We start from the raw sequence: 25,898 nt of genomic DNA on the forward strand, positions 1-25,898 counted from the left end.
ACCGTCGAACAAAGATTTCTGGGGCACAATGGAAACGAGAAAATGTCCCTCAAGTCCTGGCTCATCGCTCTGCTTATCTCAATGGATTATTGTCAGTTTGAGCCACTTCAAAAACTGAGATGCTCCCCGCTGTAAGTAAACTTAGAAATACTAATTTTACTGACAGTTTGTAAAAAAAATTCAATTTTTGAATTAACTTAGATTGCAACCTGACGTTTTGATAAGTCATAACTCCTCCAGTATTAATACAAGTTTCAGGGAGCAAATCTTGCTCAAGGTAAAATTAAACTAACCTTCATTTCTTTATTGGTTTTAATTTGGTTTTTTATTCACGCTATGCATTAGTCACATCTTTCTTAACAAAAGAGTGAAAGTGTCGCGTATCACAATATTGTCCCTGACTTTTCCCCTTATCTCCTTGATTGAGCGATAAGCAAAGGTTGCTTCAAAGCGACTAGGAATGTCATCTTGCCAGTAAGGGACTTCCAAAAAATAAATCATTCCAAGAAAAACAAGAGACAGGATTTTTCAAGAATTATAATCATTTTAATGGAAGAGAAAAGGGTTTACCGAAGGCAACCCTTTTTCTCTCCCTCATCTACGCATGAAGAATTTATTCTTTGCTCAAGCAAACTTTCTGCTTCTTGCGATCGCGAGTTTTAAGTTTGTTCCCAGAACCCCTCAAAACTTTTCAAACATCCTTTAAGTTCAATATTGGTAATTGTGCTATCTATGGGTCATTCAGAAATGGTTCCAGTTAACTCATATAATATCTATATTTATATAAAATTTAATATTTGTCTTTATCGCCTTTAAATTCAAAGAAGCCTATCATATTTTCAGCTTCCTTATATGCTAAAAGAAGTTTCTCTAAATCAGGAGAAGGAATTATCTCATATTCTATAATTGCCTGCTCTAGGTGTCTAAAAGCTCGCCAAACATCACTAGATTTACCCTGTAAGTTGAAGGCAGTCATTAGGGCTGAACTGATAGCAGATATTAGTATGCAAACCTTTAACCAAATACCTTGCTTTAAAGCATCTGTATAAGTCGCTGCAATTAGAGCAGAAATAACTGAAACCATTCCCAAGAGAATAAAAAGACTTATCAAAGCTCCTGACCAAAAGCGGTACCCTTTAAGCCTTGCTCGAATTCTAGGATGGATATTTTTTGTAAAATCATTGTCGAGTCCAACCGTCTTTAAAGAGTGCGAGTTATTAGAGCTTGTTCCTTCAGTTTCCTCTCTTAGCAAAGATAATATAAAGCAAGCCACACCACCGCCACCAAGAAAGGCAGCTATTTGCCTTAATGGAAGATGCCAAACATTAATATAATTGATAATGAAATTGAGTTGATATAGCGCAATTGGAACTATTACAATCCCTGCAAGTAATAACCAAGCTGCAATCCCAATCTTGACAAGAGTTCTTTTAGTAAGACGCTGGATTATCTGTAGTGTTTGCTTAATCAGTCTCATGTTCCTAATTTTGTTTGCCTATAACAATCCTAAATGAGTTGTGAAAAAAATGGATTATACATAAATCTCTTTGGAAAGTCAAAAAATTGATAATGAATAACAAGTTTAAATAATCTCTTGACATAAGAAAATGAGTTGCATAAGTGATAAAACTCTCGAATAAAATTTTTCACATTTAATCCGATGTCTTCTACAGGATTTTATGTTGGCTCGTTAGGTGCAAATCGAATACAAGTAACTTTATATTCATCTTCATTTAAGCCTTGATTAATAGTATCTAAATAAGCTTTAAATTCATTGGGACGGTGATAACTAGCTCCATCCTAAACCAAGGCAATACGGCTTTTGGGATACTGAGAAATTAAATGTTTTACGAAAGCGATTGCATTGCTAGGATCACCCTTTTTACAAGGCTTAATTAAAAACTCTTGGGTGTAATAATTTAGAGCACCAAAATAGGTTTGTCGTTGTCGTTCATTGATAACTAGAACTTCAATCCGTTCCTTTAGATTGCAGCTAACCTTCTTTAAACGTACTAAATGCATCAAATGAATCTAATATTTAATATTCTCCTGTTCTATACAGTTAACATTTCATCTGGCTTATCAAGTTTTAATATGAATAATACTTACCCAATCTCCTCCTTCAGAGCTATTCCCGCTAAATCGCTCAGGAACACCAGGCCAGATATTATTACCATCCAATGCTTGAATCTTACTAACTATTAATTTATTGTTTTCTATTTTAAGAATGTAAATTTTACCTCCATCGACTAAGCGCCATTTAAGGTTTTCTTTCTCCGTAACCAAAATAATATTATTGGAAAATGTAATTCCTTTGTCTTGAAATTGCTGATGTAATTCATCAGGAATAATACTTTTATTTAAATCTCCTAATAAATTAAAATTTGCCTTATCAAATAATGGTTCTTCATTAAGAATCCAGTCGCCATGTAGTAAAACAGTAAACTGATAAATATTACTTTGGTTAAAGACAGCTTTTTCCAACCAGTCATCAGGTGTAATCAATCTAACAGCTTCAGTATAAATATGGCTTCCATTTATTAAAGGTTCAACTTCTGTAATTAGATTGATGTTACTATCTAATATTTCATTGCCAATTGCCCAACGGATAGATTTTGTTTCAGTTTTTTTTACTTGGACTGGTTCAACTTTCATTGGTAATATATAAAAAACTTCACCTTTCAACACATTATCAGTATGAGCTAATACAGATACACTACTTTTATGCAAGCTATCAATTCGTACTGGCTTTTCAAACTTAATTACTAAACCTAATTTAGTAAATAAATTTCTTAAGTCCTGAGATTTTAAATTAAATAATTGATCCTTTGGGATATTGTTAGAATTTTCCTGGAATTCTGCAATCGTAGCTTCCAAAACTTGATCGTGATGCCAACTAGCATTAATTATACGATTGAATCCCGTTATTGTTTCTATAGGGGCTTCTTTTTGATTATTAAGTGGTGCAGGTTTTTCCTGAGAATTGGCTGGTAGTGGATTATTATCTTTATTACTTATAGGTGTTACAGTTCTATCTTGACTAAGAATCTTTCTTCGGCAATCACGAACTGTTATATTATTAGGATTGCCTAAAAATACTGCAAGAGGTGCATAAGAATGCGCTATACCATGCGGTGGTTGAGGTTGAGGCTCTAACTTTCCTTCTTTGTTTTTTCGTTTGGGCCATTCTACATTGCCTGTAGCTGTCCGCACAGGAATTAACCAATAATCACCGACTTGATAAAAGTTATTTTCAGTATCAGCTTGAAATTGAATCTCGATTCCATCCTCAAGGGGAAACCATTTATTATTCACTTCAGATAAATTTACCTTGATTTCTTTAGAGTCCCAACGGCGTAATAGAGGATGATTTTGTGTAACTAATGTTTTGTTTTTAGCATCGCCTGAAAGAATTACTTGATTCTGAATAGGATCTATTTTTTCTACCTTTATTAGTTGCCGATCGCTGTTTCCAAGTACATAATCATCATCAATAATTTCAACCCAATCGCCTGCTGATAAGCTGGAATCTTTGTCCTTACCTAAGTGTTCTAGCGTGAATGCGATCCCGGAAGAATTACTCTCAGCAGATGTCACAATCGGAAAAACAATTGAGCTATTTTCGCGTGACCAGACAAATGATAGTTGATTGTTATTAACAGTGGGAACTGTAAAAATTTCCGCCCGATAAAGATGGTTTTCTGTACCACGAAATTTGGAATTAAAGGGAATAACGCATGGATCATTCATTGGTGTAGAACTAGGCTTTGTAACTCTGGCAATAATTTTGCCTTCTCCAGGCTTCATTAATTCTCGACCTAGGAGGCTGTAAAAATAGTTACAATCCTTGGTAATTTGCTTGGCAACCGTTTCAATATCTTTATCGTCTTTTAACTGTTTGAGCTTGACTTGCCAAACTAATTTAGAGCGAGTTGCTGTATCCGCTCCTCCTAAAGCAACTTCACGAATGTTAATTTTGCGATCGTCATAATCTTCAATCGGAGTTATATGTCGTTCCCAAACATCAAGATAAGCTAGATATGTTGCTCCTTTTAGTTGGACTTGACAAGGATCTAGAAGTTCTGGCTTAAAATCTGGTTGCTGAAAATAAGATATAAATTCTTCATTTTCACAAAGTATACCATCTACATAATAATTGCCCTTGCTAATTAAATAGCTTTGGGATTTGAGCAGTTGTTTAAATTTCTGTTTTTCTTCATCATTAAGGTTATTAATATTATTAATCTGTTCCTCAGTGGCAATAAATTCAAAACCACAATTCTGCTCTGGCCCGCCTTGTAGTCCAAACACATCTTTGGCTAAAGTTTGCAGCCGATTTAGTAAAATCGATGTTTGTTCGTTGAAATCTGCATCTAATTGCACTCGACCTTGTTGCATCAATACTCGAAGGAAGTGCTTACTTTTGTCGTAGGTATCACGAGTAAAATCACCTCTAAATTCTCCTTGCATAACAACCTCGTTAACTAACGTAAATAATGCCAATTTCAGTATTAGCGGGTGTATATTCATCTAGACGGATGCGTAGGTTAGCCTCTTTTTGAGGCTGATATAAATTGTGAAAAGCACCCATTTCTGATTCATCATCAGCGCCACGTTTGATTTCCTCAGGACAGATTGACGCTAACTGACAGTAGGTAGGTGTGCCATAGCGTGTACTGTTGAATTGGGGTTGTACGCGGTCTCTAACGATAAGTTGTTCCGCCTCTATTTGTTCTGGCTGTAGTTCAGTTTTTTGTGTAACTATCTGCTCGATTAAATCCGGTTGACAATTATATCGGCGCGGTGTGCGTGAGTTAGGCATCACGTAGCAGAAACGGATACAACCTTGTTGGCGACGAGCAACGAATATTGTGCCCTTAAAAATGCTATTTTCTGCTAAATCAATTGCATGTACTTGAATCTTACCCAAAACTGTGCAACGTGCAATAGTTAACCGCGCATGGGCTATAGAGTAGCCCACTGCCCCGATCGCTTCACCTTGTATACTAGTTGCATCTATAATACTATCGCTAATATCTATAGGCAAAGGATCAGCATCTACCTCATCTTGGTTTACCTGAATAGAACCAATGATACTGTGTACGATCGCTACGCACCCATTGATATTAAATAACTGCAAACTTGGTTCGCTGGAACGTCGAGGTTCGCAGTCACAATGTAATGACCAGCCTGGTACTAATGTAGAATGACGCATAATAACCGCAGTTGGTTGTTGCACGCCAGAGGTAGGATAATCTGCAAATTGAGTGGGATTACCTTCTATATGCACTCCCCGACCAGTAATCAATAAACCATCGAGAACAAAGTAACTTCCTGACTCTACTGTGACATTTAAAGCATCACCTAAAGAAGTTCTCCAATCTAGAATGCGAATTACCGGACGTTTGCAGTTAGCTGCACGTAATTGCAGACTTTGGTTTTTCTCCAGTCCAATATTAATTCGTTCTACATAAACACCACTATCAATAATTTCAATCGCAGCATTATGAGGTTTGTCTCGCTGCCACTGTGAGATTGCCTCGGCGATAGTTTGAAAATCCGCTTGGGAGGTTTGGCTGACGGTGTAATGAGCATAATGCTTTCGGATTTGAGATGGAAAAGCTTCTTCTAGTAACAAACGATTGCAGCGTATCAGTTGTTTACCGTAGAGATTTTGCTGAACCAATCTTTGAGTTTCTGCACTCAAGGTGATAGCTGCAAAACGTTGTTCGTTATAGAGACTTTCACCCATAAGTAGTTGATTTAAATCTTTGAGTAAAGCTGTAATTAAAGCTGGTTCAGCAGGAGGGGTGGTGTAAGCATCCAAAAGCCTTTGGGTATTCCTGGAAAGTTGCGATTGTAAAAAATCCGATAATGCAGAAGCATCTTGTTGCGAGATAAAAGTGGCTGGTTCTTCAATATCACCAACATTAAGTAAAAAATTTGCCGCAGAATCTAACAAAGTTCGGTCATATTCGCCACCACCAATATCAGTACTGAAACCGTAATGATAAGAAACCCAAACACCATTTTTTGGTAATTGGCGTATAGGAAAAATCATCCGTCCTAATTCTGGATCAACTGCTATGTAGTCTTGCTTTGGTTGATAATTCCAATCGCTAAGATCGGCAATAATAATTTGTTCTGGAGAAACTAGTTGCAGTTTTGAGCCAACGCCTTTCCAAATTTGCAAACTTTTAGTAAATTGTTCTGGATTTGGGTTTGAATCAAAATAATCGCTTTTGTGAGATTGCAAAACTTGTCGTTTAATAGGAAGAGGTAAGTTTAATTCACGCTCAATTTGGGTTGCATCTGCTGTTAGTTGAGGACGAGTATAAAGCGGAGTGTCGTTACCCGTAATACTAAAGGTGTAGCAGTTAGAGCTAACTTCTTCTAAACAAAAAGCTGGTGTCAGAGTAATGGAATAAGGTTTTAATCGCCAAACAAAAATACCAACATTCGGAGTGTTGTGCTTTCCAGGTTGATATTGTGAACCAATCTGGCGAATATCTACTGTATGAGCTAATTCATCAAATGGGTTATTTAACTTTGTAATTGTATCGACCTGATGCAGATTTACTGTTGTTGAGGTTGATGAATGCAGGTGATTAATATGTTGTGTTTTACTAACTAGCTGATGAAATTCTACAACTCGTGCCGACCAGCCAGCCACTTTATCAGCTAGCGATTCCAATAAAGCTAGCGTCCCCTTGCGTCGTCGATAGCGAATAGTATTTGCTACTTCACGACGAGGATTTAGAATTTTATTGCTGATTATATTTGTAGCAGAACTGTGAACGCTTTGATAACTAATTAAATCGCCAATGTATGGTACTACCCAATCCTGGCAAGTTTCAATGAACCAATTTTCATAGAGTTGAGTAATATCTGCTTCAACAAGATCAATTTGTTCGGCAATGACACGTAATAAATCTCGTAGAGGATAACCAAGTTCTGCATCACGAATGCGGTAAACAGATGGCAACAGTTCATAAAGACGATCTGGGGAATTGCTCATGATTTCAACTCCTTCAGAATTAATGTGTCTGGCACTTGAGGGTTGAGAATAGCTAATTGAGCAGGAAAAAGTTGGTTTATTGTGGAATCAAAAACAGCTAAGTTTACAGGAATCCGTTGTTTTGGTTGTACTGCTAATTGTCCATTTCCATGAGTAATGCCTAGTTTTGCCAGTTCTTGAAGTTTTTTATTTAAGATGTCTGGATTTTGGGCTTCAGTTTCGGAAACGCTATCTAAAATATCTACGTCCACGTAGTCTACCCCTGGTATTTGTTGAATCGTGCCAATAACTTCACTGAGGACAACATCTTCTCCTATTTCCTGACGTTCAAAGCTAAATTTATTGAACAAAGCAGCACGAATTTTTAATGCTACAGATGTCCATTGATAATTTGCTAAAATCCGCACATTGGCACTGATAATTAATAGCATGAGTTCCCGCATATCTACTTTTAATGCCTGATAGGGGTCGCCAAACTGGTATAATGCTTGTACAAAACTGCGGTATAAATCTGAATTTCTATTAATATAGATATCATCAGCCCCAGCGATCGTCATGTGGATAATTTGACGCAAACCATTTGAAAGACGTTGAGCATTTGCTTTGCCAATTCCGGTAAAAGTCCGGGCAAAATTGGCATAGTCCTGTACGGAAACTGCGCGGTTAAGAGATGTTATCCCAACAGACGCATTGCGACGAATTTCATAATCGCTTTCTGGGTCTGCACCTCCTGTTGCTGCTATTGGGTTGAGTACGCCACTCAAACCCAGAGGTTGCATTGCCAGTTGCGTAATTTTTTCTGCTGCAACATTACCACTTTTACCAATACCATTGCGGTAAACTGCTTTGACATTTTCAATACCACTAGGCAACCTAGCTCCATGTTCGCCATTGCCAAAGATAATAGTTGTGTTGCCATCACTATCAGTTTGGGTGATATATGCACGGTCTGTTGGACTTAAATCAATCAAACTTTCTACTTCTTGCCAACGCACATCATTAATATATACTTCCAAGCTGCTAGCAACGCCACTAGGAATAGGTGCTGGTAGATAGGTGAGGAACGGTAGTGATAGGGTAAATTGTTGATTTGCTTTAGTAGCGTCGCCACTGCCTAGTATTTCAGTATGAGTCTCGCCATGAGTTGCTTTAACTACGTTGCCATATATAGTAACAGTCTCTCGCTTGTAAGAATAAGCTAAAGGTTTAGCGAATCTTAGGAATGTATGCGGTTTGTCATTGGGCAAATTCTGATTGATATCTTGTCTCACCCCGGCCAACATGACAACTTCGCTAGCCAACACACCGTTAACATCAGATATATCACTGCGTTCGCCGGAGATAATCAACCAACGTCCAGGTTGTAGACCTTCATAGAGATTGTCTAGTTCAATTTCCATCTGGTCGGATATATGATTTTGGCTACTTGGTGCATCTTTCAAGTCAACTGGTTTTTCCGCCAAATTCAAATCCCCACTCTTGAGATGCACTGTAGTTTTACGCATCACATCTAAAGATGTATCTTGTTCTTTTAACCAAGGTTTATCTAAAGTAAGTTGTGTAACCCTTCCTACTGTGTTGTAAGCAATTTTAGTAAGATTTTCTACTTTTATTACTTGATAAATCTCGATTTCATTAATATTTCCACGCTCAATTGCTAGCCGAGTCCCAGGTGTAATTTCATCATATTGGGCATCTAATGTTAGGATATTTCGTAATTCCTCTGGTAGCGTGCTAGAGGAATTTGATGTTGTCTCATCTACGTCTGCAATTCGCCATTCTTCGTATTTTTCAATTCGTCCTTGCTGGTCAAAAATTGGTTTTAACTGTACGTCCTGTCCGAAAGGTGCAGCTTTGATTCCTAGAACCTCAAGTCGGTTTAACTGATTAGCAGAATTAGCGCGATCACTAGTTAAAATTTGATATATTGCTGTGTTGGAAGCAGGATTTAAAGTATTATTAATTAAGCGGTAATTAATATCAATATTTTCGGGAGCAAAAATTTGTTCTTTTGTCCGCTCAAGTTCTAGAGCATTTGCAGGCTGTATTGATAGCTGTTTGATTAATTGTTTGATTTTTTGTTCTTTTGTACTTGCTGACGCAACTTCACCAGTTGGTTTTTGTGTAGCTTCTGGTGGTAGTTGTAATGTAATTTTTGTGTGGTTTTGCTCTGGTTGAGGCTCAATAATTTGAACTCTGCGAATGACTTGCTCAGTTTCAGCATCACCAAAGGTCAGTAAAAGGGGGTCGTTAGGTTTGACATTTGCACCCATACCATCTAAATAAAGCTTGTCAATTTGTGTAGCGACTGTTGAATCAACTTGTTGCTGTTGGCTCATCCGAGGCTTAAGCTGATTCAACTGAGCATAAGCTCGCAGTTTTTCTGATGTTTCAAAAAATTCCGGCGATTCATCAGAATCAGGTATACTTTGGCTGCCTAATCCAGCAGGAATTTCTAAATTGTAACCATCTTCTACGGTAAAAGCTAAATAAACGCTGGCACTGACACCGGGGCTATGTGCATAGTCTGTTAATTTAGCTAATTCTACTAAGGAACCTCGCTCAATGGCAGTCCGTAAGTAACTTTCATTGGCTATGCGTTCCTGATAAAATGTCAGAACGTCTGCTATAGTAGCCCAAGCGTCTAACAGAGCAATAGATAAGTCCTGAGAGTCGCGTGTTTTTAGATTTCTTAGCTGAGGAAACTTACTATCGCCCAAACGTGCTTTCATTGTCTTGAAAAAGCTTGCATGGGTTCCAACTCGGTAAGCTAGGGTATACAAACCAGGTTGATTAGCTACCGATTTGGGAGTGAGAATTTCTACACCTTCACAACAACCACAGCTGGAGCGATCGCTTAATTTACTTAATTTATAATTAGAGTGGCAGTTACAGCTACAACTTAATTTCATCTCCCACCTCGCAAATCGATTGTGAATTTACCGTTTTCAGGAAAGTTGGGGTTGTTATCGAGTCTCGCAATTTCCCAAGCACCAATGGGTAAAAAACCTGCTTCAATCTCGCGGTTGGAACCTTCAAAAAGACGTTCTAACTTAGTCACAGAGACACTTTCAACGCCTGGAATAGCAGCAGCTTTAGCTACAAGCTGACTTAGAGCAATTCCTTGGCCAAAAGTCAAGTTATCAGGATGGAAAAAACCATACCGACCATCAGATAAAATGCGATTACTGAAAATATCCAACAAAGCAGCTTTGACATGACCGCGCAAATAATCAAATTTGACATCAACCTTGATGGCGATATCTAAATAAACGTAGACTGCTGCTTTAACGATGACATCATGACCAATGCGGCGATATTTTTTGAGGTCTGTGGCAATATTTTGGAGTAATTTGTCGTCTGCTGCATCTTTGTCAAAGGGATCTATTGTCACCCAGACTTCATACCGACTGCCTGTCCAGCGTAAGGCAGCGGCGGCTTGTTGCACTTTTGTCGGGAAATGTTGCATTACCAATTGTGCGTAGTCATCGGCAGTAATGGCACGTTCTAATTTTTTGTCAGATAGGTGCGGTGCATATAATTTCACTTGAGCTATAGGTTCTGGTGCTGTTCCACCTTGAGCGGGGAACGGCTGGTGTGGCTGCAATGTTAAACCATTAATTAGTTGATTGTGAAAAACAATATAAGAAACTACTTCGGCACTAATATTGCCTGCAAGTCCGTTACCTACTCGATAGTTTGCCTGGAAGTGAGTATTGGCTGCTGGTTTTATTCCTAATTCACCGTCTCCAAAGCGCAAGTGTGCTTGTCCATTGTTGTCCATTTCCACAACAAAATGTTGATCTTCGCTGTTGCTGTCTATAAGGTCGTATCGGGGAGTCCAGATAGAATTATTTCCAGTACTCGTAAGCTGGATTTGGGGTAATGCTTGATGGGGATCTTGAATTAGCAAACTCTTAGCATCTTTCAGATGATTTTTAGGCAGGGGTTGGCTGAAAGTTAAAGGCGTTTTTTGTAAGGTAGGACGGAAGCGATCGCCTACTACTAAAATTTCTATAGGTTCGCCTTCTTCTTGGCATCCCTGGATTATCTCTTTTCCCGGTACAGTTCCCAAATCTTCCGGTTCAATAATAGTGCGTCCATGATCGACTAGAATCACATTGCCTCTAGCAACACTAATATCAGCGAGCTGACAGTCTGGTGGTACTATTGCTGAAATACATAGGGGAAAAGGCAATGCATCTTCTTTTACCCACTCGATTTCTACAATTGGTTGATTGTAAAGTTCGTCTACACTTGCCTTGACATTTGTCAGGCGGACTGCATGGCGATGGTTCATGTCTGCATCTTCTGGGATGCCTGTTTTCGGATTTCTAATTTCTTCAAAAATGAGGATGTCACCAATTTTTAGGTGCAATTTTCGCTGATGTTCGGTCGATTGGGAATTGGAGGAATTAGCCTCCTCTGCTTGTGTGGGTATAAATTCATCCACTAATGTAGCGGTTGTGGAACCAGGAGAAAGACAGCAGGAGACATCGCCCCAAGTATAGAATAATATCTGGTTGTGAGCGTTGTAGAGATGAATTGGTAGTGGTGTTAGCGTTTCAAAGACTTCATAATTACTAGCAGGAACACTACTTAGGTGAAGACTATCTTTCAGGATAGTGCCAAGGGAAGGCGCACTTTTATAACTAGTAATAAAGTAGAAATTTTTTGTTTCCAAGGAAATATCATTACTTGTCTCTAGCCACAACCAAGTACGTGCATTACAGCCCTCATGCATGGGATAATCAATTAGACGGGCATGACGGCGAACAGAAATCCTTTGGCGGGCAGTTTCTAAATAAGCTTCGGTGGCTACAGCGTCTTGGTAATAGCTGAGATAATCGCCAACATAAGCGAGAACTTCCACTAGAGTAATACCTAAATCTGGGACATGATGTTCTTCCCAATCCGGCATCACTAATGACAAACGGTCTAAAATCAACTGGCGAAAACTAGCATAATCTTTAGCTAGATAGTTGATATTTGGTTCGACTAATTGCGGTGGCGGAGCTGCTTGCGGTTGCAAGCAATCTATGTCAGTATTACAGATACCATCTCGGAATTTAAATTGTACTTGAGAGTAGCGCGGGTCAAAATTGGGATATGGTTGCTTTGTGGGTTTGCCCTCTTCATCTAATGACACCAAGCGCAAAGTATATACAGAAAAATCGCCAGTTTGGTTAAGATTAACTGTTAAGTAACTCTCACAATTTTGGGTATTTTCTACCTTTAAATCAGTCACATGAAGATTGCGGATGCGCTGGCCGCCTTCAATTAGAAGATTTTCTTTTTTCAAATATTCTGGTACTGAACCTAAAAAGTAGACATATAGCGATGCTCCTTCGGAGCCGCTACGCGATCGCAAATCATCGCTAACTTCTACATAATCTAGCCCGTTTTTTCTTTGCCTACGGATTTCTTGACGGCGCTGTTCGTTTTGGAAAGTAAGGGTATTGCTGTTCATGGTACGGTTGTCCTAAAACTAGCTGTTTGTGCCTCACCAGAACTTTGCACCACATACTCCACCACTATGTAAAGGTCGGTATCAACACTTGTTACTTCCAAATTTTGCAGATCGATTAAATCGCCCAACCATTGCTCAATAGATGCTTGAATCGTAATTTCCATAGCTGTTGCTAGTTCTGCGCTATTGGGTGCAAAAATTAAAGACAATACACCACTGCCGAAATCTGGTCGGTTGACTCGTTCGCCAGGAGTAGTAAACAGTAGTTGTTCGATTAAGTCGCGGATGTGTTGATCTTCATCGTTGGTGCTGGCGGTGCGATGGTATCTATCAAATTGGAAGGGAAAATCGATGTTGATGACATTCTTCTGCCTGGGCAGATTTAGGAGATATTCTGGCATCAAGTCACCTCCAAAGCAGTGCCATTAATCGATACCGTCTTACTCTTCAGCTCTACAGTTTTTCCATTATTGATTTCAATCCTCGAATCATTCAGTTTCACAAACGCACCCTTTGCATTTCCATAGCTGATTTCAATTCCCGAACTATCCATCACTAGATTCATAGTTTGTTTACCGATTTTGGCTTCAATGGTGATGCTTTGTTGCTTACCTTGTTTATCGTTGATTTCAATCTTGCCGATATCCGTTTTAAGTACCTTGGTGTCTGGGTCATAAGGATTAGCTGGTACTATATTTGGACCAACCTTTCCAGCTGCCCAAAAGCAGCCACTCCAAATTGGGGAGTCTGGATTTCCATTTTCAAATTCAATCCACACTAAAGCACCTTTAGGTGGAATGAGGAATAACCCAACTCCTTTGCCAGCATAAGGAACGCAAGGTAATGCCCAACCGCTAGGCTCTTGGCTAAAAACTGCTTGCACTTTTGCCTGCAAGCGACCAATCTTCCACGGGTCATTATTATCAAAAACTACGCCTCGGTATTTGCCATAAAAAGAAGGTTTTTGTGGCTTAATACTTTCACCATCGAGTTTTGGTAGATTCATACTTTTAACCTCGGAATTGTTGCACCTTGTCCCTCACGTTTCAAGGTGAAACTTTGTTTATATTCGCCACGCTTAATGCGATGCGTTACCTGTTGGACGTAGTAATAACCGCCGTAAGTTTTTCCCACGCCCCGGACTCCCACCAATTGACGCACCCCTAACACATAACCGTAGCGAACAGTATCTACTTCTCCAGTAGCAGTGACGGCATTTTCCCGCGAACGGCTAGCCAATGTTTCGGCTTGCTTTTCGGCTAGGGTTTGTTCGAGTTTATTGGTGCAGCGTAGCACTTGTGTCCGTAAGGCTTTAGCGGGCTTGCTAGCTAAAGCTTGACCGGGTGATTTTGGAACTTTAATCGGAATTGATGCCCCAGTTTTTTCATCGCTAATTGATGCTTCAGGTTCAATAGCTGCTAGAGCATTAAAGTTGAAACTTATAGACGAATCTACATTAGTAAATGCCCCCATATTCATTGACAATGCTGGTTGAACAGGAGTAATCTTCTGTTTTTCCTCACCCCAATAAGCAATATTTTTTCCAGGAGTTTTACCAGGTCTAATTTCAAAAATAAAACTATTACGTATAGCCAGTTCTTGAATAAACTGTAAGTCTGTACCTTGTTGAGTGGAAATTTTTTCTTCTTGAGTTGGCACATAATTAGAATTATCTACATCCAATGTTAGCCCATATTTAACTTTATAAGAGTTTAATATTTGTTTAACAATTTTAGTATCAGATAAGTTTGGGTAAGTTTTATTTCTATCTTTCAGATCGAGCATCAAACTAATATCTTCACCAGTAACTATTAGCCTTGATTCTCCTGGTTGATTGCTGGGTGCAATTTGATGATCGGTAATAATGCCATCAATTAATATAGGGCTTTGCAGTCTACGCTTTACACCAACTTTTACATTAACTATGACCTGAATGATTATCCGGTTAGGAGGATCTAAAGTGCCTTTTTGGAGTAACCAATAATCTGAGAAATTTTTTAGTTCTTTACTCAGACTAAAGGTCATTTGAAAGCCACTACGATCGCGGTCTTGCTGAGTCACTTCTAAATCTATCAACGCGTCTATTACTTCATAAGGTGCAGGTGTTGGTATGTCCTTACCAATCATGAGTTTTATGCGAATATCAGGTTCAGGCATAAGTTAACCTTTTTAGATCAGAGGAATACGCAGTCGCCGACCAATTTGGGTAGTCAATTCATCAGGGTGCATAGCGTTGTTAATATCGCATAAATGCCAGAAAAGTTCCGGGTCATTAAGATAATTGGCAGTGATATTATCTAGGCGATCGCCCTCGCTGATTTGATGTTCTTCAAAAATTTCTAACCTTTGCGATGAAGGTAAAAATCTGCGCCTGAGGTAAACGATAGTTTGATTTGATGTTGTTTGCCACTTGGCAGTTTCTATATCGTAGTAACGACTGCTTTCATTCAACATTTTAAGCTTTTTGGATTCTAAATGATTGTAAAACTTGGAGTTTAAACTATTAAATATAAATAATTTTAAATTTACCTTTTGAGAAAAATAAAATTATTTACTTCTTTCTGTCTTTTGCCTCTTTTTATTATAATAAAGGAGTAACTGTCTTGATAACACTCGCCGCCATGTTCAGCTTACCTAAAATTTCTTTTTGCTTGTGATAAACTTGGAACAATTTGCTTCCTTTATGGTTATATCTCAAATCATTTGTACTTAATACTTGCATACCTAAACTGACTTTAGCACGAATCGGATTTAGTCTAGGATCGAATGCTTCTTCGGTAATGCTGAACTCAGAGAGGCGCACTGGCATTACACGATTTAAGCTCCAGATAAATACACTGAGATCGGACTCAATTGGTAAGATTTCTAAAACACCCTTCAGAGCGAGTTGATTGTTTTTTTTAATGTTGCTGCTTTTAGGATAGATAAGGTTTTCTAGGGCTGCTAATTGGGGGTATATGCCTAATAACAGTGTATCTGGATTTTTGGTGGGAAACTCCAGTTGGTCTGTAGCATCAATTTCTGCCTCTAGTTGAATTGTCTCTTGCGGTGGCGCAACCAGACGCAAGGCTTCTAGGCGATCGCTTCCTTCAGCACCCGCACCTCGTACCTGTAAAGTGCGTCTGAGTGTTTCAGGATTGTATTGCAGTATAATCAATCCTTTGGGCAACAAGGTAACAGCATTAAGGATAGCGATCGTTCCTTTTAATGTCTTTGGTGAACCGGGAAATTTGGACATAAATTTATTCCTGAATCATTTGTGATAATTTTTTGCGTTCTTACCCAATTCTTAATCCCCAGTCTCCTTTACCTACCTTTTACTTTCATATTTGTAGTAGTAAAATATCCCGTGCCAAAATATTGCAGAATGAGGTCTGGTTGAGGTGGTGTTGGTGTCTGAGCTGGTGTCGTAACTTGGAATTTCGCTATGAAGGTAGTACCTTTGAGCAATACTGCTATTCGTTTAGATTTAACTTTTATGGCTATTTGATTGGCAGCTAAAGATTCAATAGAAAGTGTTCCTATACCGGGGGTGATATGCGGCGGACTCGTGTAAGAACAAGGAGGGACAATAACTCGTTTCTCGTCGCCAACAATGCAAATTTCCTTGTTGTTAACTTTTGGTATGCCAGTACCAGTTAAGACCACACCAGCAGCAGGGACTATAACTGTTGCTTTGCCAAAGATGGGGTTGAACATGGCGCGATCGCCAGAAGTGAGAATATAGTTTAACATCTGTTTTTTATTCAAATTGGTTCAAGTTTGCTATGGGAGCGATCGCAGGTTTATCAATATTTATATGTAGGCGATCGCTTGACTTTGAAGATAGTTGCTATAAGAGTTGCGAATTGCACATTCATTAACTTTCATACATGGGCGATCGCATTTTGAGTCAGAATGGAGAGAGCGTTGGACAAAAGCAAGTTGGAAAAAATCTAAGTTTGAATATTTAACCAGCTAGTCCTTGCACACCTGATTAATTTCACCCAACTAACTGTGCATAAGTGCTTGCTCAACCAGGATTACTTGCCCCTGATATGCTTCAATGCTTCGTTGACAAGGCGCTTCCTAATCTCCTGAGCCTTGTTTTGATTGTTGATAAGAGCTAACCTATCATCGATACTCAAGTTAAGCAGATCGCCTGGGTATTGTTCTCGTCCTTCAGTATTGATTGTATGTACGTAGCGGAACATATCTAAGGCGAAAGGCGTAATGAGATTGGCGTACAATGGCTTTAGCCCGCGAAATTCAACTAACGGTGCTGGAGTGGTGCGTACCAACGGATTTTGGCTTAATTCATCCACCTTAGATCCATAACTTCCCAATGATTCAATCTCTTTTTTCTGTTCTTTATTACCAGGATAATTTACTGCTGTTAGTAAGTCCTCGCCTTTAACGATGCCTATCAGCCATTGATAACGTGTAAGTTGAGGAAGCAAGTTTTTCTTGTGATTGTGATTTAGATCTTGTCCAAACATCCCCGGATCATTGTACAAACCACCCTCGAACACGGGAGCGTTAATTTTCATATTTGAATAACCAGCCATCTTAGCAGCTTTATCAGCAGCCCTATAAACTACCTCAACAAACATTTCTTGATTCTTATTAAAGAAGTCAAGCTGAGTCTGCGGTAGTAGCTTGTATACCTTCGCAAAATCTGTTCGATTCATAAATTCACCTGCAATTGTTTTACCGTATCCAGGAACCCCCAGTAATCCATTCACTAAATAAATAACCAGTTGAGTAACTAACGCACGTAATTCTGGTCCATCAATAACTAGTGACCCTTCAAGATTCATTTCCTTTAGCGCTTCATTTACTGCTGCACGAGCTTGTGATACTGGTTTTACTCCGGCTTGAGTTATATTCGTTTCCCGTCCCCCAAATCCACCTGCTGCCAACTGACCTCCAAACATTATCCTTGCATTATTATTAGCATTTGCCGCGTTTCCTCCTATGTCTTGAAACTCCACATCTGAGAAAAATTTATCAAGCGCATTTAGCTTGATACCAGCAGTGACTTGCGGTTTACCAGTCAAAAGATTAGCAGTTGGCTTCATGAAGGTATTTTTTATGGAATCTCCAAATTTGTTCAAGGCGTCAGATGATATTTCGTTGTTTTGTTGATTACTTAATTGATTGACAATCCCTGTAATTCTATCAAGCGCCCTCCCTAGTTTTTTAACTCCTTCCTCCGTTTCTGGGAAGGCTTCAGTAACAAACTCCATATTTGAGTACTGAGGCATTTCATCCGCCTCTACCTTGAACCCCTCTCCTATGAGAATTTCATTTTTTTTACTGAGATTTATGATTTTCCCTAACAAATCTTTTTTGTAAGTTTTTACCTGATCAATCTCGAATTCAAAACCTATTGCACGTTGGATAAGATTGTCTACTTTTTCCATGTTAGTAGTTGGAACTGATTGCTCTTTTAGCTGGCGCTGCACTGCTCTACCGTTCTGGTGCTGCACATGTCTCAACTCATGGGCAAACACTTTCTGCCCTTGCTGACTACCAGGCTTATATTCCCCCTGCCCAAAGAACACATGCTGACCTGTGGTAAAAGCACGCGCACCAATTGACCGATTCAACTGGTCAGATTGAGCATCAGTGTGAATTTTTACTCTACTGAAATCTGCTCCAGCCCCAAATCCCTGTTCCATCTGTTTGCGAACATTATTTTCTATCGGTCGTCCGCCTCTCCTTTCTCGGTTAATGGTGGCTTCCAGGTCTGGCGTAGCAAGCATCCCACCATCACTAGACATACGCTGTAATATTGGCGACCTCATCAGTCTTACTTTGTTATCTTTTGTCTCCATATACTCTTGCTGAACAGTTTCATCTTCACCTGAAGGCACAGAGGCAGGTGCATTTATTCGCTGCACCACCTGTTCTGCTACCCAATCTGCGTCCCGTTCGTATTCATTCTCCGCTGACCCAATCATCAGCTTTGTCATAATCTGCTGTGGTTTTGTTGTGTTGATTGGCACTCGGCTAAAGTCTTTTGAAGCTGAATTACTTAATGGCTGTGCTTCTTTATCTTCTTTTGATTGCACCTCTGCCTCCGAAACCGAACGAATGCCAGCACGCTGTAAAATTCCACTTGCCTGGGGTTTCTCACCATTTTGCTGCTGATTAGTTTGGGCAATTCTTTTATTAGTCATGGTTTCATTCCTCTATATATTTCTTGTGCAATTTGTCGCCCCATTTGGGTGGGATTAGTTCCAGACTTTACTTGAATCGCACCACCAGGCACTACTCCACCTGATAGCAAGTTGTCTGGTAAACCTTCATTAGCCAGCAACTTCGCCAATTCACTCTCTACCTCTGCTTGCAACAACCGTGCCTGACTAGGAGAAATCGGCATTCCCTCTAAAATCAGCTTCTCAATATCAATGTTGATATTCATCCCCTTACCCCCGTAGGTGCTAAAACCCGAAAATCTGCCTCATTTACTGGCCTATCCAACTTGCGAAACTCAGCCCGCGCTGCCGCTAACACCAACTGCATCGTCACAGGTGTACCAGCCTCAGCAGCCAGAAATGCTGCATTCAAAGCAATATTGTGGATACTGCCCCCTGTCATATTCAAACGTGCCAAGCGGTTAAAATCTAAATCTTGTGTTGGTGTCTCTGGTGGAAACACCTTTTGCCACATCATCTGACGTTCAGCCACACCAGGAAAGGGAAAATTCACAATAAACCGCAAGCGACGCGTAAAGGCATGATCTAATGAACTCTTGAGATTTGTTGCTAGAATTGCCAAACCGCGATAAGCCTCCAATCGCTGCAACAGATAATTTACCTCAATATTGGCGTAGCGGTCATGGCTATCCTTCACCTCAGAACGTTTCCCAAACAAAGCATCCGCTTCATCAAAAAACAGAATCGCCCCGCCATCTTCCGCCGCATCAAACAAACGCCGCAGATTTTTCTCCGTTTCTCCAATATATTTGTTGACCACAGATGAAAGGTCAATGCGGTAAAGATTTAGCTGCAAATCATTGGCTATCACCTCCGCCGCCATTGTCTTCCCTGTGCCGCTTTCACCCGCAAACAAGGCGCTGCTCCCCATACCCCGATTCATGCGGTTGTGAAAACCCCATTCTTGATAAACTAGGCTGCGCTGTCGGATTTGGTCAGCAATTTGATGCAGCAAGTTTGTCTCTTCTGCTGGTAAGACGATATTATCCCAAGTTGCTTTGGTGTCGAGGCGTTGCGCTAAAGTATTTAACTGCGGACGAGTACTAGCAAGACAAGCCGACCACAAACGATTTTGGATTTCACAGTTGGGTGTTTCGGCTAACACTTGCTGGGCAATTTGCTCAATTTTGACTAAATTCAGGTTAAACTGAGTCGCCAGAATCTGCGGACTACTATCTGCCATTCCTCCTAATGCTTCAGTCCAAGTTGCTTTTTGTTCTGTGGATGTTGGCTTTTCAACATCTACAACAATTGTCGGCAGACCCAATTGCCTAACTTCACGAGTGCTAAGGAAAAGTAGACCACCACTGCGAGTAATAAATCGCTGCAAGGGAAGTGCTTGTCCTTCTGTAGTCGGTTTAGTGTCAATTTCTTGGGCATCTAAATACAACGCAAGCGGCAATAGCAAGCTTTCTCGATGCCACAAACGAGCAATTGTCTCTAATTCTCCTGTCTGAGTGGGCAATAATTCCACTGACAAACGATAGATATATTTATCTAGTTGGGCTGCTACATGTTGGGCTATTAGTTGCTTGCTGAGGGCATCTGCCCCCACTAGCTGAATAATAGGTAAACGTTGCTTTCTGTGCGTTTGGTGCAGTTGCTGAATAATTGTTTCGACAATAGCGTTTTGAGATGGGGGTAATTTTACAGCCCACTCTTCTGTTTCCAGTGACATCAATAATGATGCCAAGCGATCGTCTAAAGAATTTAATCCTTTTATATAATTTAATATACGTTCATCTACCCGTAAACCGCTCGTAGTCAGAGATTGAACTCCTGACTGATGAATTTCAATTAATCGCCAGTAACGCAAAGGGCGTTCCCAAAAAAGGGCATCCCAAGTGGGTTGCTCGAATAGTGATAAAGCCAAGGCAAAGGTAGGATAAGGCTGATGAGAATTATCTAAAGCTCTGGCACAAAGACGAGCTATCCCTGGATCTAATTCCATTGCCACGCATAACAGTAAAACCTGTCGTTCAAAGTCAGATAAATCTAACTTCTGACTTAAGAGAAGCAGCGCTGGCGGTGGATTCATCCCTTCCGCCATTGCCATTTCTGTTACTTTAGGCTTCTCAATATCAGGTAACTGTGCAAGTTCACATAAACGCCAGCGTAACCAAGCCATTGCATTTGCTAGGTATTCTTCATTGTTTGCTATCCAACAATCGAGGTTGTTCATAAAATCACCACCTTCTGATTTTGGTCGAAAACAGGCGGTGTTACTGTGCGATCTACCAGTAAACTATCTACTCCATCAATCCGCACCCGCACAAAATACTCACTCGGTGTAACATCTGCAATCCGAAACTCCAGCCTATCTGTTTGAGTTGGATGTGGTTGAGCCAGCACTTCGCGATCGCCTAACAATAACGCCACTCGCTGTCTCGGTCGCACTTGAGGGCTTAAAATCAAGGTGAACGTTACCTCGCCATTAGCGTCTGCTGTTGCCTGTCGTGGTATAATATCCAAAATTTTTGGTGCTAAGGCAAAAGATAATTCATTAGTAGTGCGAGTTGGTTCGCCAGCCCGCGTTACTTGGACTAACACCGTATATAAACCTGCTGCCCAGTTTTCAGGCTCATCAGGTAATTGGACTTCTATAAATGTTGCCGTTCTCTCTGCTAAAACTGGCAATTCTAAAGAAATTTCTAAACGAATAAAAGATACAACTACGTTTTCAGCATCTAAGTGGAAACCATTAAGAATGAGAATATCACCCAATCTCGCGCTAGCTTGTTGATTAGGCAATTGCAGAGAAACTAGTGTCGGCAAGGGAGACAATAATTTTGATTGCAGAATTGGGCCGCGATCGTCAGATTGAAGTCTAATAATTGGTAGCGGAGTTTTTGCAGGCAAGCTACTCTCAATCAGCACTACTGACACTTCATAAGCAGCTGAAACTCGATAAGGTACTTGAAAAGTTGACCACAGGTTAAACGCCTCTTCCACAGATAGCGGTTGATAAACAATTCGCAACTGTTCTTCTTGTAAGTCAAGGTCATACTCTGAAGGATCGGTAGTAGGCAAGGCTGCCCTAATATCCGCAGAAGTAATCTTCGGATGGTCATTAAAAACACTCATCGCCACACCTAACAGACGATGACTCGTAGGTTCTGGAAAGTCATCATTTTGAGCGTAAGCAGTCAGCAAGTAGTAGAGATTCAACGGCAAAAGCTGCCCTCCTGTTTCACCAGGCTTTACTTGAGAAGGAATATCCATATTCCGCCAAGCTGGGTTGATTTGAGTATCGTAGAGAAATAGATTAACTTGGTCACCACTACTAACAGTACTATCTCGCACCTTATCCAATGGTCGTGTCGTCACAGTGATTCCCCCCGAACTCTCAACATCAAACCTTTCCTGGAGCAAGTGACGCAATGTAATTGTGACAGCCGCAATAGCTAAAGCGTTGCTCATCGCTTACCCCCTTCTAGCACGTCGTTGCAAGTATTCATTTAAACTCATCACAGATGGTGCTGGACGGGGCTTTGATCGAGGCGGAGGTGGTGCTGGGGCTGCACTGCGAATTTCTAGCTTACCAATTGTGACTTGAATAGCAGGTGGTGTGTCCACCTGTGGCGATGTCTGCGACGGGCTTCGCCAACGCTTGTGAGCTTTTTTGCTATTATGTGCAATAACTGACAAATTTTTCACATTAAGGTCATTAATAGGTTCAGATAAGGGTCTTAAATCAGATTCTTCCAATTGCCTAAAGTAAGAAGACTCTACCCTATCTCTGCCTCTATCCGCAGACATAGATAGGTTAGGGGATACGTTCTGGGGCAATATTAAGTTTTCAACTGCGCTGGTTAATGTACCTTCATTAGGATTAATTTGCTGACATTGCATATTTGCAGGATAATGGGCATAATTAATGTTCATCACTTCCCCAGCTTGCTCCAATTCATCACACTGTTCGACAACGCCAACTTTCTGGATAGCAATATGTTTGTGGTAATTCTTATTATGGTTTTGCGATCTGACTTCCTGATCAGAAGCTTTTTCTGTATGAAAATCAGACAAGTGAGAGTTAGAAAAGTTTACTTGCGATTGTATGTCAGTTCCTACAGTTGAAGGATGCAAAGCAGGAGTTGGTACTATATCTGAATTAATAGCAGTTAGCTGAGTTGTCAGTTGTGAGGTGACAGACGATGGTAGATTATCTACGAATGGTGGAATAGAACTGTTTGTCTGAGGCGAAGATAGTTTAGCAGAGGCATCTGGAAGAAGTGGCTGCATTGATGAAACATTTTTGTGGGCAAACTTCTGCTGAGTTTCTGGCACATCAGACATAATTTTTTCTTGTGGTTGAGCAATTGTAGGTACTAAGCTCTGTTTGTGTAAATTCAATAACGTACTATCAATAATAGATGCGTTAGCAGAGCTTACCGTTCCTCGTTCGCGTAGGGTCTCGTAGAGAAGAGGTTCCCGCAGGGTAGGTATCGCCACAGGTTCTTCTAAAATCTCACTAAAAGCTAGTTGTGGACTGATAAGCTTTTGTACTTGCAAAGATAAAACATTCCCAGGTATTTGTAGTAATTGCTGTTGTACTAATTTACTTGCAGGTTGTTCTTGGTGGTGAATTACAGAACTTAAGGCAGGAGTGCTAGTTTCTACTGTCAACCCAAGTTTCAATGTTTTTTGATTTGTAGGCAATATTTGATTAATAACAGGTGCGTTGTTTATAGGTTTTTCTGGAATAGATAACTGTGAACCCATCAGCTGTTGTATTTGAGCAGATGAAGGATTTCTATTTATTTGTAGCGAACGCTTTTGTGGTAATTCATTTACAAGTTGTTCCTGTGGTTGAATTAAAGTAGAATTGGGAGTATTAGTTTTTATCGTGATTGTCGGTATTAAAGGCGACTCTTGATTAATAGCAGATGCATTAGCAAAGCTTGCCGAAAGTATCGCTGTTGGTTGTTCTACAATCTGTCTGGATAATATTTCTGAAGTTGAAATATTTCCTGATTGTAGAGATTGTTTTTGTAGTGATTCAGTTACAAGTTGTTCCTGTGGTTGAATTAAAGTAGAACCATGAGTGTTAGTTTCAACTGCTAAGGCAGGTGTTAAAGGCGACAATTGAGTAATAGTAGGTACATTAGCAAAGCTTACCAAGGGTATCGCTGTTAGTTCTGATTGAAGTTGAGAGGGAAATGCTTCATAACTTTCGACCAATGGTAACTGCGAATGGGTAAAGACTGGATTAATTTCTGTAGGTTGCCTATGTAAGTTTTCAGTTACAGATTTACCCTGTTCTATAACGTTAGGGATTGATAAGATAGTAGTGGTTTCTGGTTGTATTTGCGAAAGAGATTGTTTAAAATACAATACCTTTAGTAAGGGATAAAGAGACACGGCTCGACTAATTTCAATCGATTGATTATTTAATAATTGATTTATAAGTTTTTCCGATTTTTCTCCAACTAATTTTGAAACAGGAGCATTGTTTTCCTTTGCGATCGCAGTCCTTAAAATTGTGGTATTCAAATTTGACTGCAAAAATGTTTTCTCTTGGGGAGCAAATGGAAATATTACTGGCTTGATTGGATGTTCGTTAAAAGGTACTTGCAAATCTGGCTTTATAGGTAATTGCAAAAATAAACCCAGATGATCGATGTCAATTAGTTGCTGGACTAAAGATTTAGGTATAAGTTGGCTCTGTCTAGAGATTGGGTCAGAGAAAGAAGTATTTAATTCTCTAGCCTGTACAGAAATGAGATGATTCGATAGAGAAATCTTTGTTTGTGGCAAAAGTGCAGGCTTCAATAGCTCTGTATTGAAATGAGAGATTATTTGATTTACAGGCGTTGAAAGTGTTTTTGATTCTAGAAAAGTTTGAGTGAAGAATGGTTCCAAATTGACTAGATTTGAAGGTTCGGCAAAAGAAATGATAGGATTAATTTGAATTAATTGATTCTGTGAGGATAGAACAGTATCAAAATTTAATGGAGTAGTACTTGTTTTTCCCTCTGTCTTTGCAACCAATTGCTGATTATCAGTACTAATTTGAGTTGGTACTGACTCTAAAAAAGGCCAATTGGAGGATAATTCTAAATCAGGCTTGTATGCCAAATTAGGAATTGACTTTAGTATTTGTTGGGAAGATTGAACGGATGCAGAAGTTAAATTAGTTAAGAGCGGGTTAGTTATTTCTTCAGATATTTGCAAGTTTGTTGCAGGCGATCGCCACTCCAAGGATTGTACAATTTCATAACTAGGAAATCCCTCGGCTTGTGATGTTGTTTTTAACTCAGTTGATTCTGTAGTAATTGATGACTCCCAGCCAAGGGTAGACTCTGGTAACGGTTCAAAGACTGATAAAACAAGAGGTTGAACTGTATCGATTAAGTTAAAGCTTTTAGCTATCAAATCAAACAGATAATTGCTCATCAGTCAGTCACCATTTTTAAGTACAATTGCCGCCGTCTGGGACTCATCGCCAAAACATCAGCTTCACGCCAACCGTAAGCAGCAGCCAAAGTATGCACCTCTCGCAAAACTCGAAATCCCCAAGTGTTAATCTCAGCCCAGAAAAACGCCACGATATCAAACAATGATTGCCATTGGTGGTTGCAAAGGGAACAGGAAATATCAATTGGCACATTTGCTTGAGGATCAACCTGAGCCATCTGGGCAATAATTGCATTGCTCACATGAGATGGCAATTGCTGAAACGGCAGATATTCACCGCCACGCACTGCTTCCAAAATACAGCGTTCTAATAAAATCTCTTGGGAAATTTCTGGCTGTTTGTGTTCGGTGATCGCTATCATATCTAAACTGTTTGGTAGACGAAAACTAACCTCACAATCAGCAATTTCAAGACAATATTTCTCTATTGGTTCAAGTGACAGTGATGCTACACGCATATCTGCAACATCAAAATTAAGTTCCAAAACTTCACCACAGCTTGGACAGGTCACTTGACTAACCAGCTGCGAACCAAATGTCCACTCTCGTAATGTCAGCAGCATGGCATCACGCTGACCAAGACTGAGTTGAGTAAGCATATCTATGGAGGTTTCAGGACAAGCAGTAGCTAGTAGCTTGATTGCTCTAGACCAAGATGGCTGATTACGTCCCCATTCCCAGATATTTAACAGTTCTGAAGCTGATAGCGATCGCATATAGGAATCCTGCTTGAATCTTGCTGAGTATATTGAGAACTAAACCTTTATAGGGCAGATTTTTAGCCAACTTG

Annotated in this window: 17 protein-coding genes; all 17 read right to left on the reverse strand. The window is 39.9% G+C overall.

Going from position 1 to position 25,898, the window contains the following annotated elements; all coding sequences use genetic code 11:
* Positions 1 to 790 precede the first annotated feature (790 nt).
* The 17 genes from H6G96_RS26175 to H6G96_RS26255 all read right to left on the reverse strand — a co-directional run bounded on the left by H6G96_RS26175 (position 791) and on the right by H6G96_RS26255 (position 25,824).
* Entirely contained in the window at positions 791 to 1,477 is a 687-nt protein-coding gene (locus H6G96_RS26175; RefSeq protein ID WP_190914947.1) for a hypothetical protein, read from the reverse strand.
* Between the two features lie 605 nt (positions 1,478 to 2,082).
* A complete protein-coding gene (locus H6G96_RS26180) occupies positions 2,083 to 4,530 on the reverse strand; it encodes a DUF6519 domain-containing protein (RefSeq protein WP_347242280.1) in 2,448 nt (815 codons plus the stop codon).
* A complete protein-coding gene (locus tag H6G96_RS26185; RefSeq protein WP_190914951.1) occupies positions 4,481 to 7,018 on the reverse strand; it encodes a hypothetical protein in 2,538 nt (845 codons plus the stop codon). The genes H6G96_RS26180 and H6G96_RS26185 overlap by 50 nt, the downstream gene beginning before the upstream one ends.
* Positions 7,015 to 9,930 carry a baseplate J/gp47 family protein gene (locus H6G96_RS26190; protein ID WP_190914953.1) on the reverse strand — a complete coding sequence of 972 codons (2,916 nt, stop codon included), beginning with the start codon at positions 9,928 to 9,930 and terminating at the stop codon, positions 7,015 to 7,017. The genes H6G96_RS26185 and H6G96_RS26190 overlap by 4 nt, the downstream gene beginning before the upstream one ends.
* Complete coding sequence (locus H6G96_RS26195) at positions 9,927 to 12,488, reverse strand: putative baseplate assembly protein (protein WP_190914955.1); 2,562 nt, start codon at positions 12,486 to 12,488, stop codon at positions 9,927 to 9,929. The genes H6G96_RS26190 and H6G96_RS26195 overlap by 4 nt, the downstream gene beginning before the upstream one ends.
* Positions 12,485 to 12,889 (reverse strand): GPW/gp25 family protein, encoded by a 405-nt coding sequence (locus H6G96_RS26200; RefSeq protein ID WP_199339749.1) that lies wholly within the window; start codon positions 12,887 to 12,889, stop codon positions 12,485 to 12,487. The genes H6G96_RS26195 and H6G96_RS26200 overlap by 4 nt, the downstream gene beginning before the upstream one ends.
* Complete coding sequence (locus tag H6G96_RS26205; RefSeq protein WP_190914957.1) at positions 12,889 to 13,494, reverse strand: phage baseplate assembly protein V; 606 nt, start codon at positions 13,492 to 13,494, stop codon at positions 12,889 to 12,891. The genes H6G96_RS26200 and H6G96_RS26205 overlap by 1 nt, the downstream gene beginning before the upstream one ends.
* Positions 13,491 to 14,645 carry a hypothetical protein gene (locus H6G96_RS26210; RefSeq protein WP_190914959.1) on the reverse strand — a complete coding sequence of 385 codons (1,155 nt, stop codon included), beginning with the start codon at positions 14,643 to 14,645 and terminating at the stop codon, positions 13,491 to 13,493. The genes H6G96_RS26205 and H6G96_RS26210 overlap by 4 nt, the downstream gene beginning before the upstream one ends.
* A gap of 12 nt (positions 14,646 to 14,657) precedes the next feature.
* Positions 14,658 to 14,942, reverse strand: a complete 285-nt coding sequence (locus H6G96_RS26215) for a LysM domain-containing protein (RefSeq protein WP_190914961.1) — start codon at positions 14,940 to 14,942, stop codon at positions 14,658 to 14,660.
* Between the two features lie 127 nt (positions 14,943 to 15,069).
* On the reverse strand, positions 15,070 to 15,726 hold the full coding sequence (locus H6G96_RS26220) for a hypothetical protein (protein WP_190914963.1): 657 nt from the start codon (positions 15,724 to 15,726) through the stop codon (positions 15,070 to 15,072).
* Between the two features lie 68 nt (positions 15,727 to 15,794).
* Positions 15,795 to 16,223: a hypothetical protein gene (locus H6G96_RS26225; protein ID WP_190914965.1), complete on the reverse strand. Its 429-nt coding sequence runs from the start codon at positions 16,221 to 16,223 to the stop codon at positions 15,795 to 15,797.
* A gap of 287 nt (positions 16,224 to 16,510) precedes the next feature.
* Positions 16,511 to 18,652, reverse strand: coding sequence for a DUF4157 domain-containing protein (locus tag H6G96_RS26230; RefSeq protein ID WP_190914967.1), 2,142 nt, complete (start codon positions 18,650 to 18,652; stop codon positions 16,511 to 16,513).
* Positions 18,649 to 18,897 (reverse strand): hypothetical protein, encoded by a 249-nt coding sequence (locus tag H6G96_RS26235; protein WP_190914969.1) that lies wholly within the window; start codon positions 18,895 to 18,897, stop codon positions 18,649 to 18,651. Before H6G96_RS26235 ends, H6G96_RS26230 begins: the two co-directional genes overlap by 4 nt.
* Positions 18,894 to 20,873: an ATP-binding protein gene (locus H6G96_RS26240; RefSeq protein ID WP_190914971.1), complete on the reverse strand. Its 1,980-nt coding sequence runs from the start codon at positions 20,871 to 20,873 to the stop codon at positions 18,894 to 18,896. The genes H6G96_RS26235 and H6G96_RS26240 overlap by 4 nt, the downstream gene beginning before the upstream one ends.
* Positions 20,870 to 22,111, reverse strand: coding sequence for a DUF4255 domain-containing protein (locus H6G96_RS26245; RefSeq protein WP_190914973.1), 1,242 nt, complete (start codon positions 22,109 to 22,111; stop codon positions 20,870 to 20,872). The genes H6G96_RS26240 and H6G96_RS26245 overlap by 4 nt, the downstream gene beginning before the upstream one ends.
* A 3-nt stretch (positions 22,112 to 22,114) precedes the next feature.
* A complete protein-coding gene (locus tag H6G96_RS26250) occupies positions 22,115 to 25,087 on the reverse strand; it encodes a hypothetical protein (protein ID WP_190914975.1) in 2,973 nt (990 codons plus the stop codon).
* Positions 25,087 to 25,824, reverse strand: a complete 738-nt coding sequence (locus H6G96_RS26255; protein WP_190914977.1) for a phage baseplate protein — start codon at positions 25,822 to 25,824, stop codon at positions 25,087 to 25,089. Before H6G96_RS26255 ends, H6G96_RS26250 begins: the two co-directional genes overlap by 1 nt.
* Positions 25,825 to 25,898: the final 74 nt, after the last annotated feature.

The sequence above is a fragment of the Nostoc sp. FACHB-892 genome (assembly GCF_014698795.1).
GTDB lineage: Bacteria > Cyanobacteriota > Cyanobacteriia > Cyanobacteriales > Nostocaceae > Nostoc.

What these genes read in the sequence shown, in the direction of transcription:
- H6G96_RS26175 (WP_190914947.1), bottom strand. Translation starts at nt 1,477, where the DNA reads ATGAGACTGATTAAGCAAACACTACAGATAATCCAGCGTCTTACTAAA.
- H6G96_RS26180 (WP_347242280.1), bottom strand. Translation starts at nt 4,530, where the DNA reads ATGAATATACACCCGCTAATACTGAAATTGGCATTATTTACGTTAGTT.
- H6G96_RS26185 (WP_190914951.1), bottom strand. Translation starts at nt 7,018, where the DNA reads ATGAGCAATTCCCCAGATCGTCTTTATGAACTGTTGCCATCTGTTTAC.
- H6G96_RS26190 (WP_190914953.1), bottom strand. Translation starts at nt 9,930, where the DNA reads ATGAAATTAAGTTGTAGCTGTAACTGCCACTCTAATTATAAATTAAGT.
- H6G96_RS26195 (WP_190914955.1), bottom strand. Translation starts at nt 12,488, where the DNA reads ATGAACAGCAATACCCTTACTTTCCAAAACGAACAGCGCCGTCAAGAA.
- H6G96_RS26200 (WP_199339749.1), bottom strand. Translation starts at nt 12,889, where the DNA reads ATGCCAGAATATCTCCTAAATCTGCCCAGGCAGAAGAATGTCATCAAC.
- H6G96_RS26205 (WP_190914957.1), bottom strand. Translation starts at nt 13,494, where the DNA reads ATGAATCTACCAAAACTCGATGGTGAAAGTATTAAGCCACAAAAACCT.
- H6G96_RS26210 (WP_190914959.1), bottom strand. Translation starts at nt 14,645, where the DNA reads ATGCCTGAACCTGATATTCGCATAAAACTCATGATTGGTAAGGACATA.
- H6G96_RS26215 (WP_190914961.1), bottom strand. Translation starts at nt 14,942, where the DNA reads ATGTTGAATGAAAGCAGTCGTTACTACGATATAGAAACTGCCAAGTGG.
- H6G96_RS26220 (WP_190914963.1), bottom strand. Translation starts at nt 15,726, where the DNA reads ATGTCCAAATTTCCCGGTTCACCAAAGACATTAAAAGGAACGATCGCT.
- H6G96_RS26225 (WP_190914965.1), bottom strand. Translation starts at nt 16,223, where the DNA reads ATGTTAAACTATATTCTCACTTCTGGCGATCGCGCCATGTTCAACCCC.
- H6G96_RS26230 (WP_190914967.1), bottom strand. Translation starts at nt 18,652, where the DNA reads ATGACTAATAAAAGAATTGCCCAAACTAATCAGCAGCAAAATGGTGAG.
- H6G96_RS26235 (WP_190914969.1), bottom strand. Translation starts at nt 18,897, where the DNA reads ATGAATATCAACATTGATATTGAGAAGCTGATTTTAGAGGGAATGCCG.
- H6G96_RS26240 (WP_190914971.1), bottom strand. Translation starts at nt 20,873, where the DNA reads ATGAACAACCTCGATTGTTGGATAGCAAACAATGAAGAATACCTAGCA.
- H6G96_RS26245 (WP_190914973.1), bottom strand. Translation starts at nt 22,111, where the DNA reads ATGAGCAACGCTTTAGCTATTGCGGCTGTCACAATTACATTGCGTCAC.
- H6G96_RS26250 (WP_190914975.1), bottom strand. Translation starts at nt 25,087, where the DNA reads ATGAGCAATTATCTGTTTGATTTGATAGCTAAAAGCTTTAACTTAATC.
- H6G96_RS26255 (WP_190914977.1), bottom strand. Translation starts at nt 25,824, where the DNA reads ATGCGATCGCTATCAGCTTCAGAACTGTTAAATATCTGGGAATGGGGA.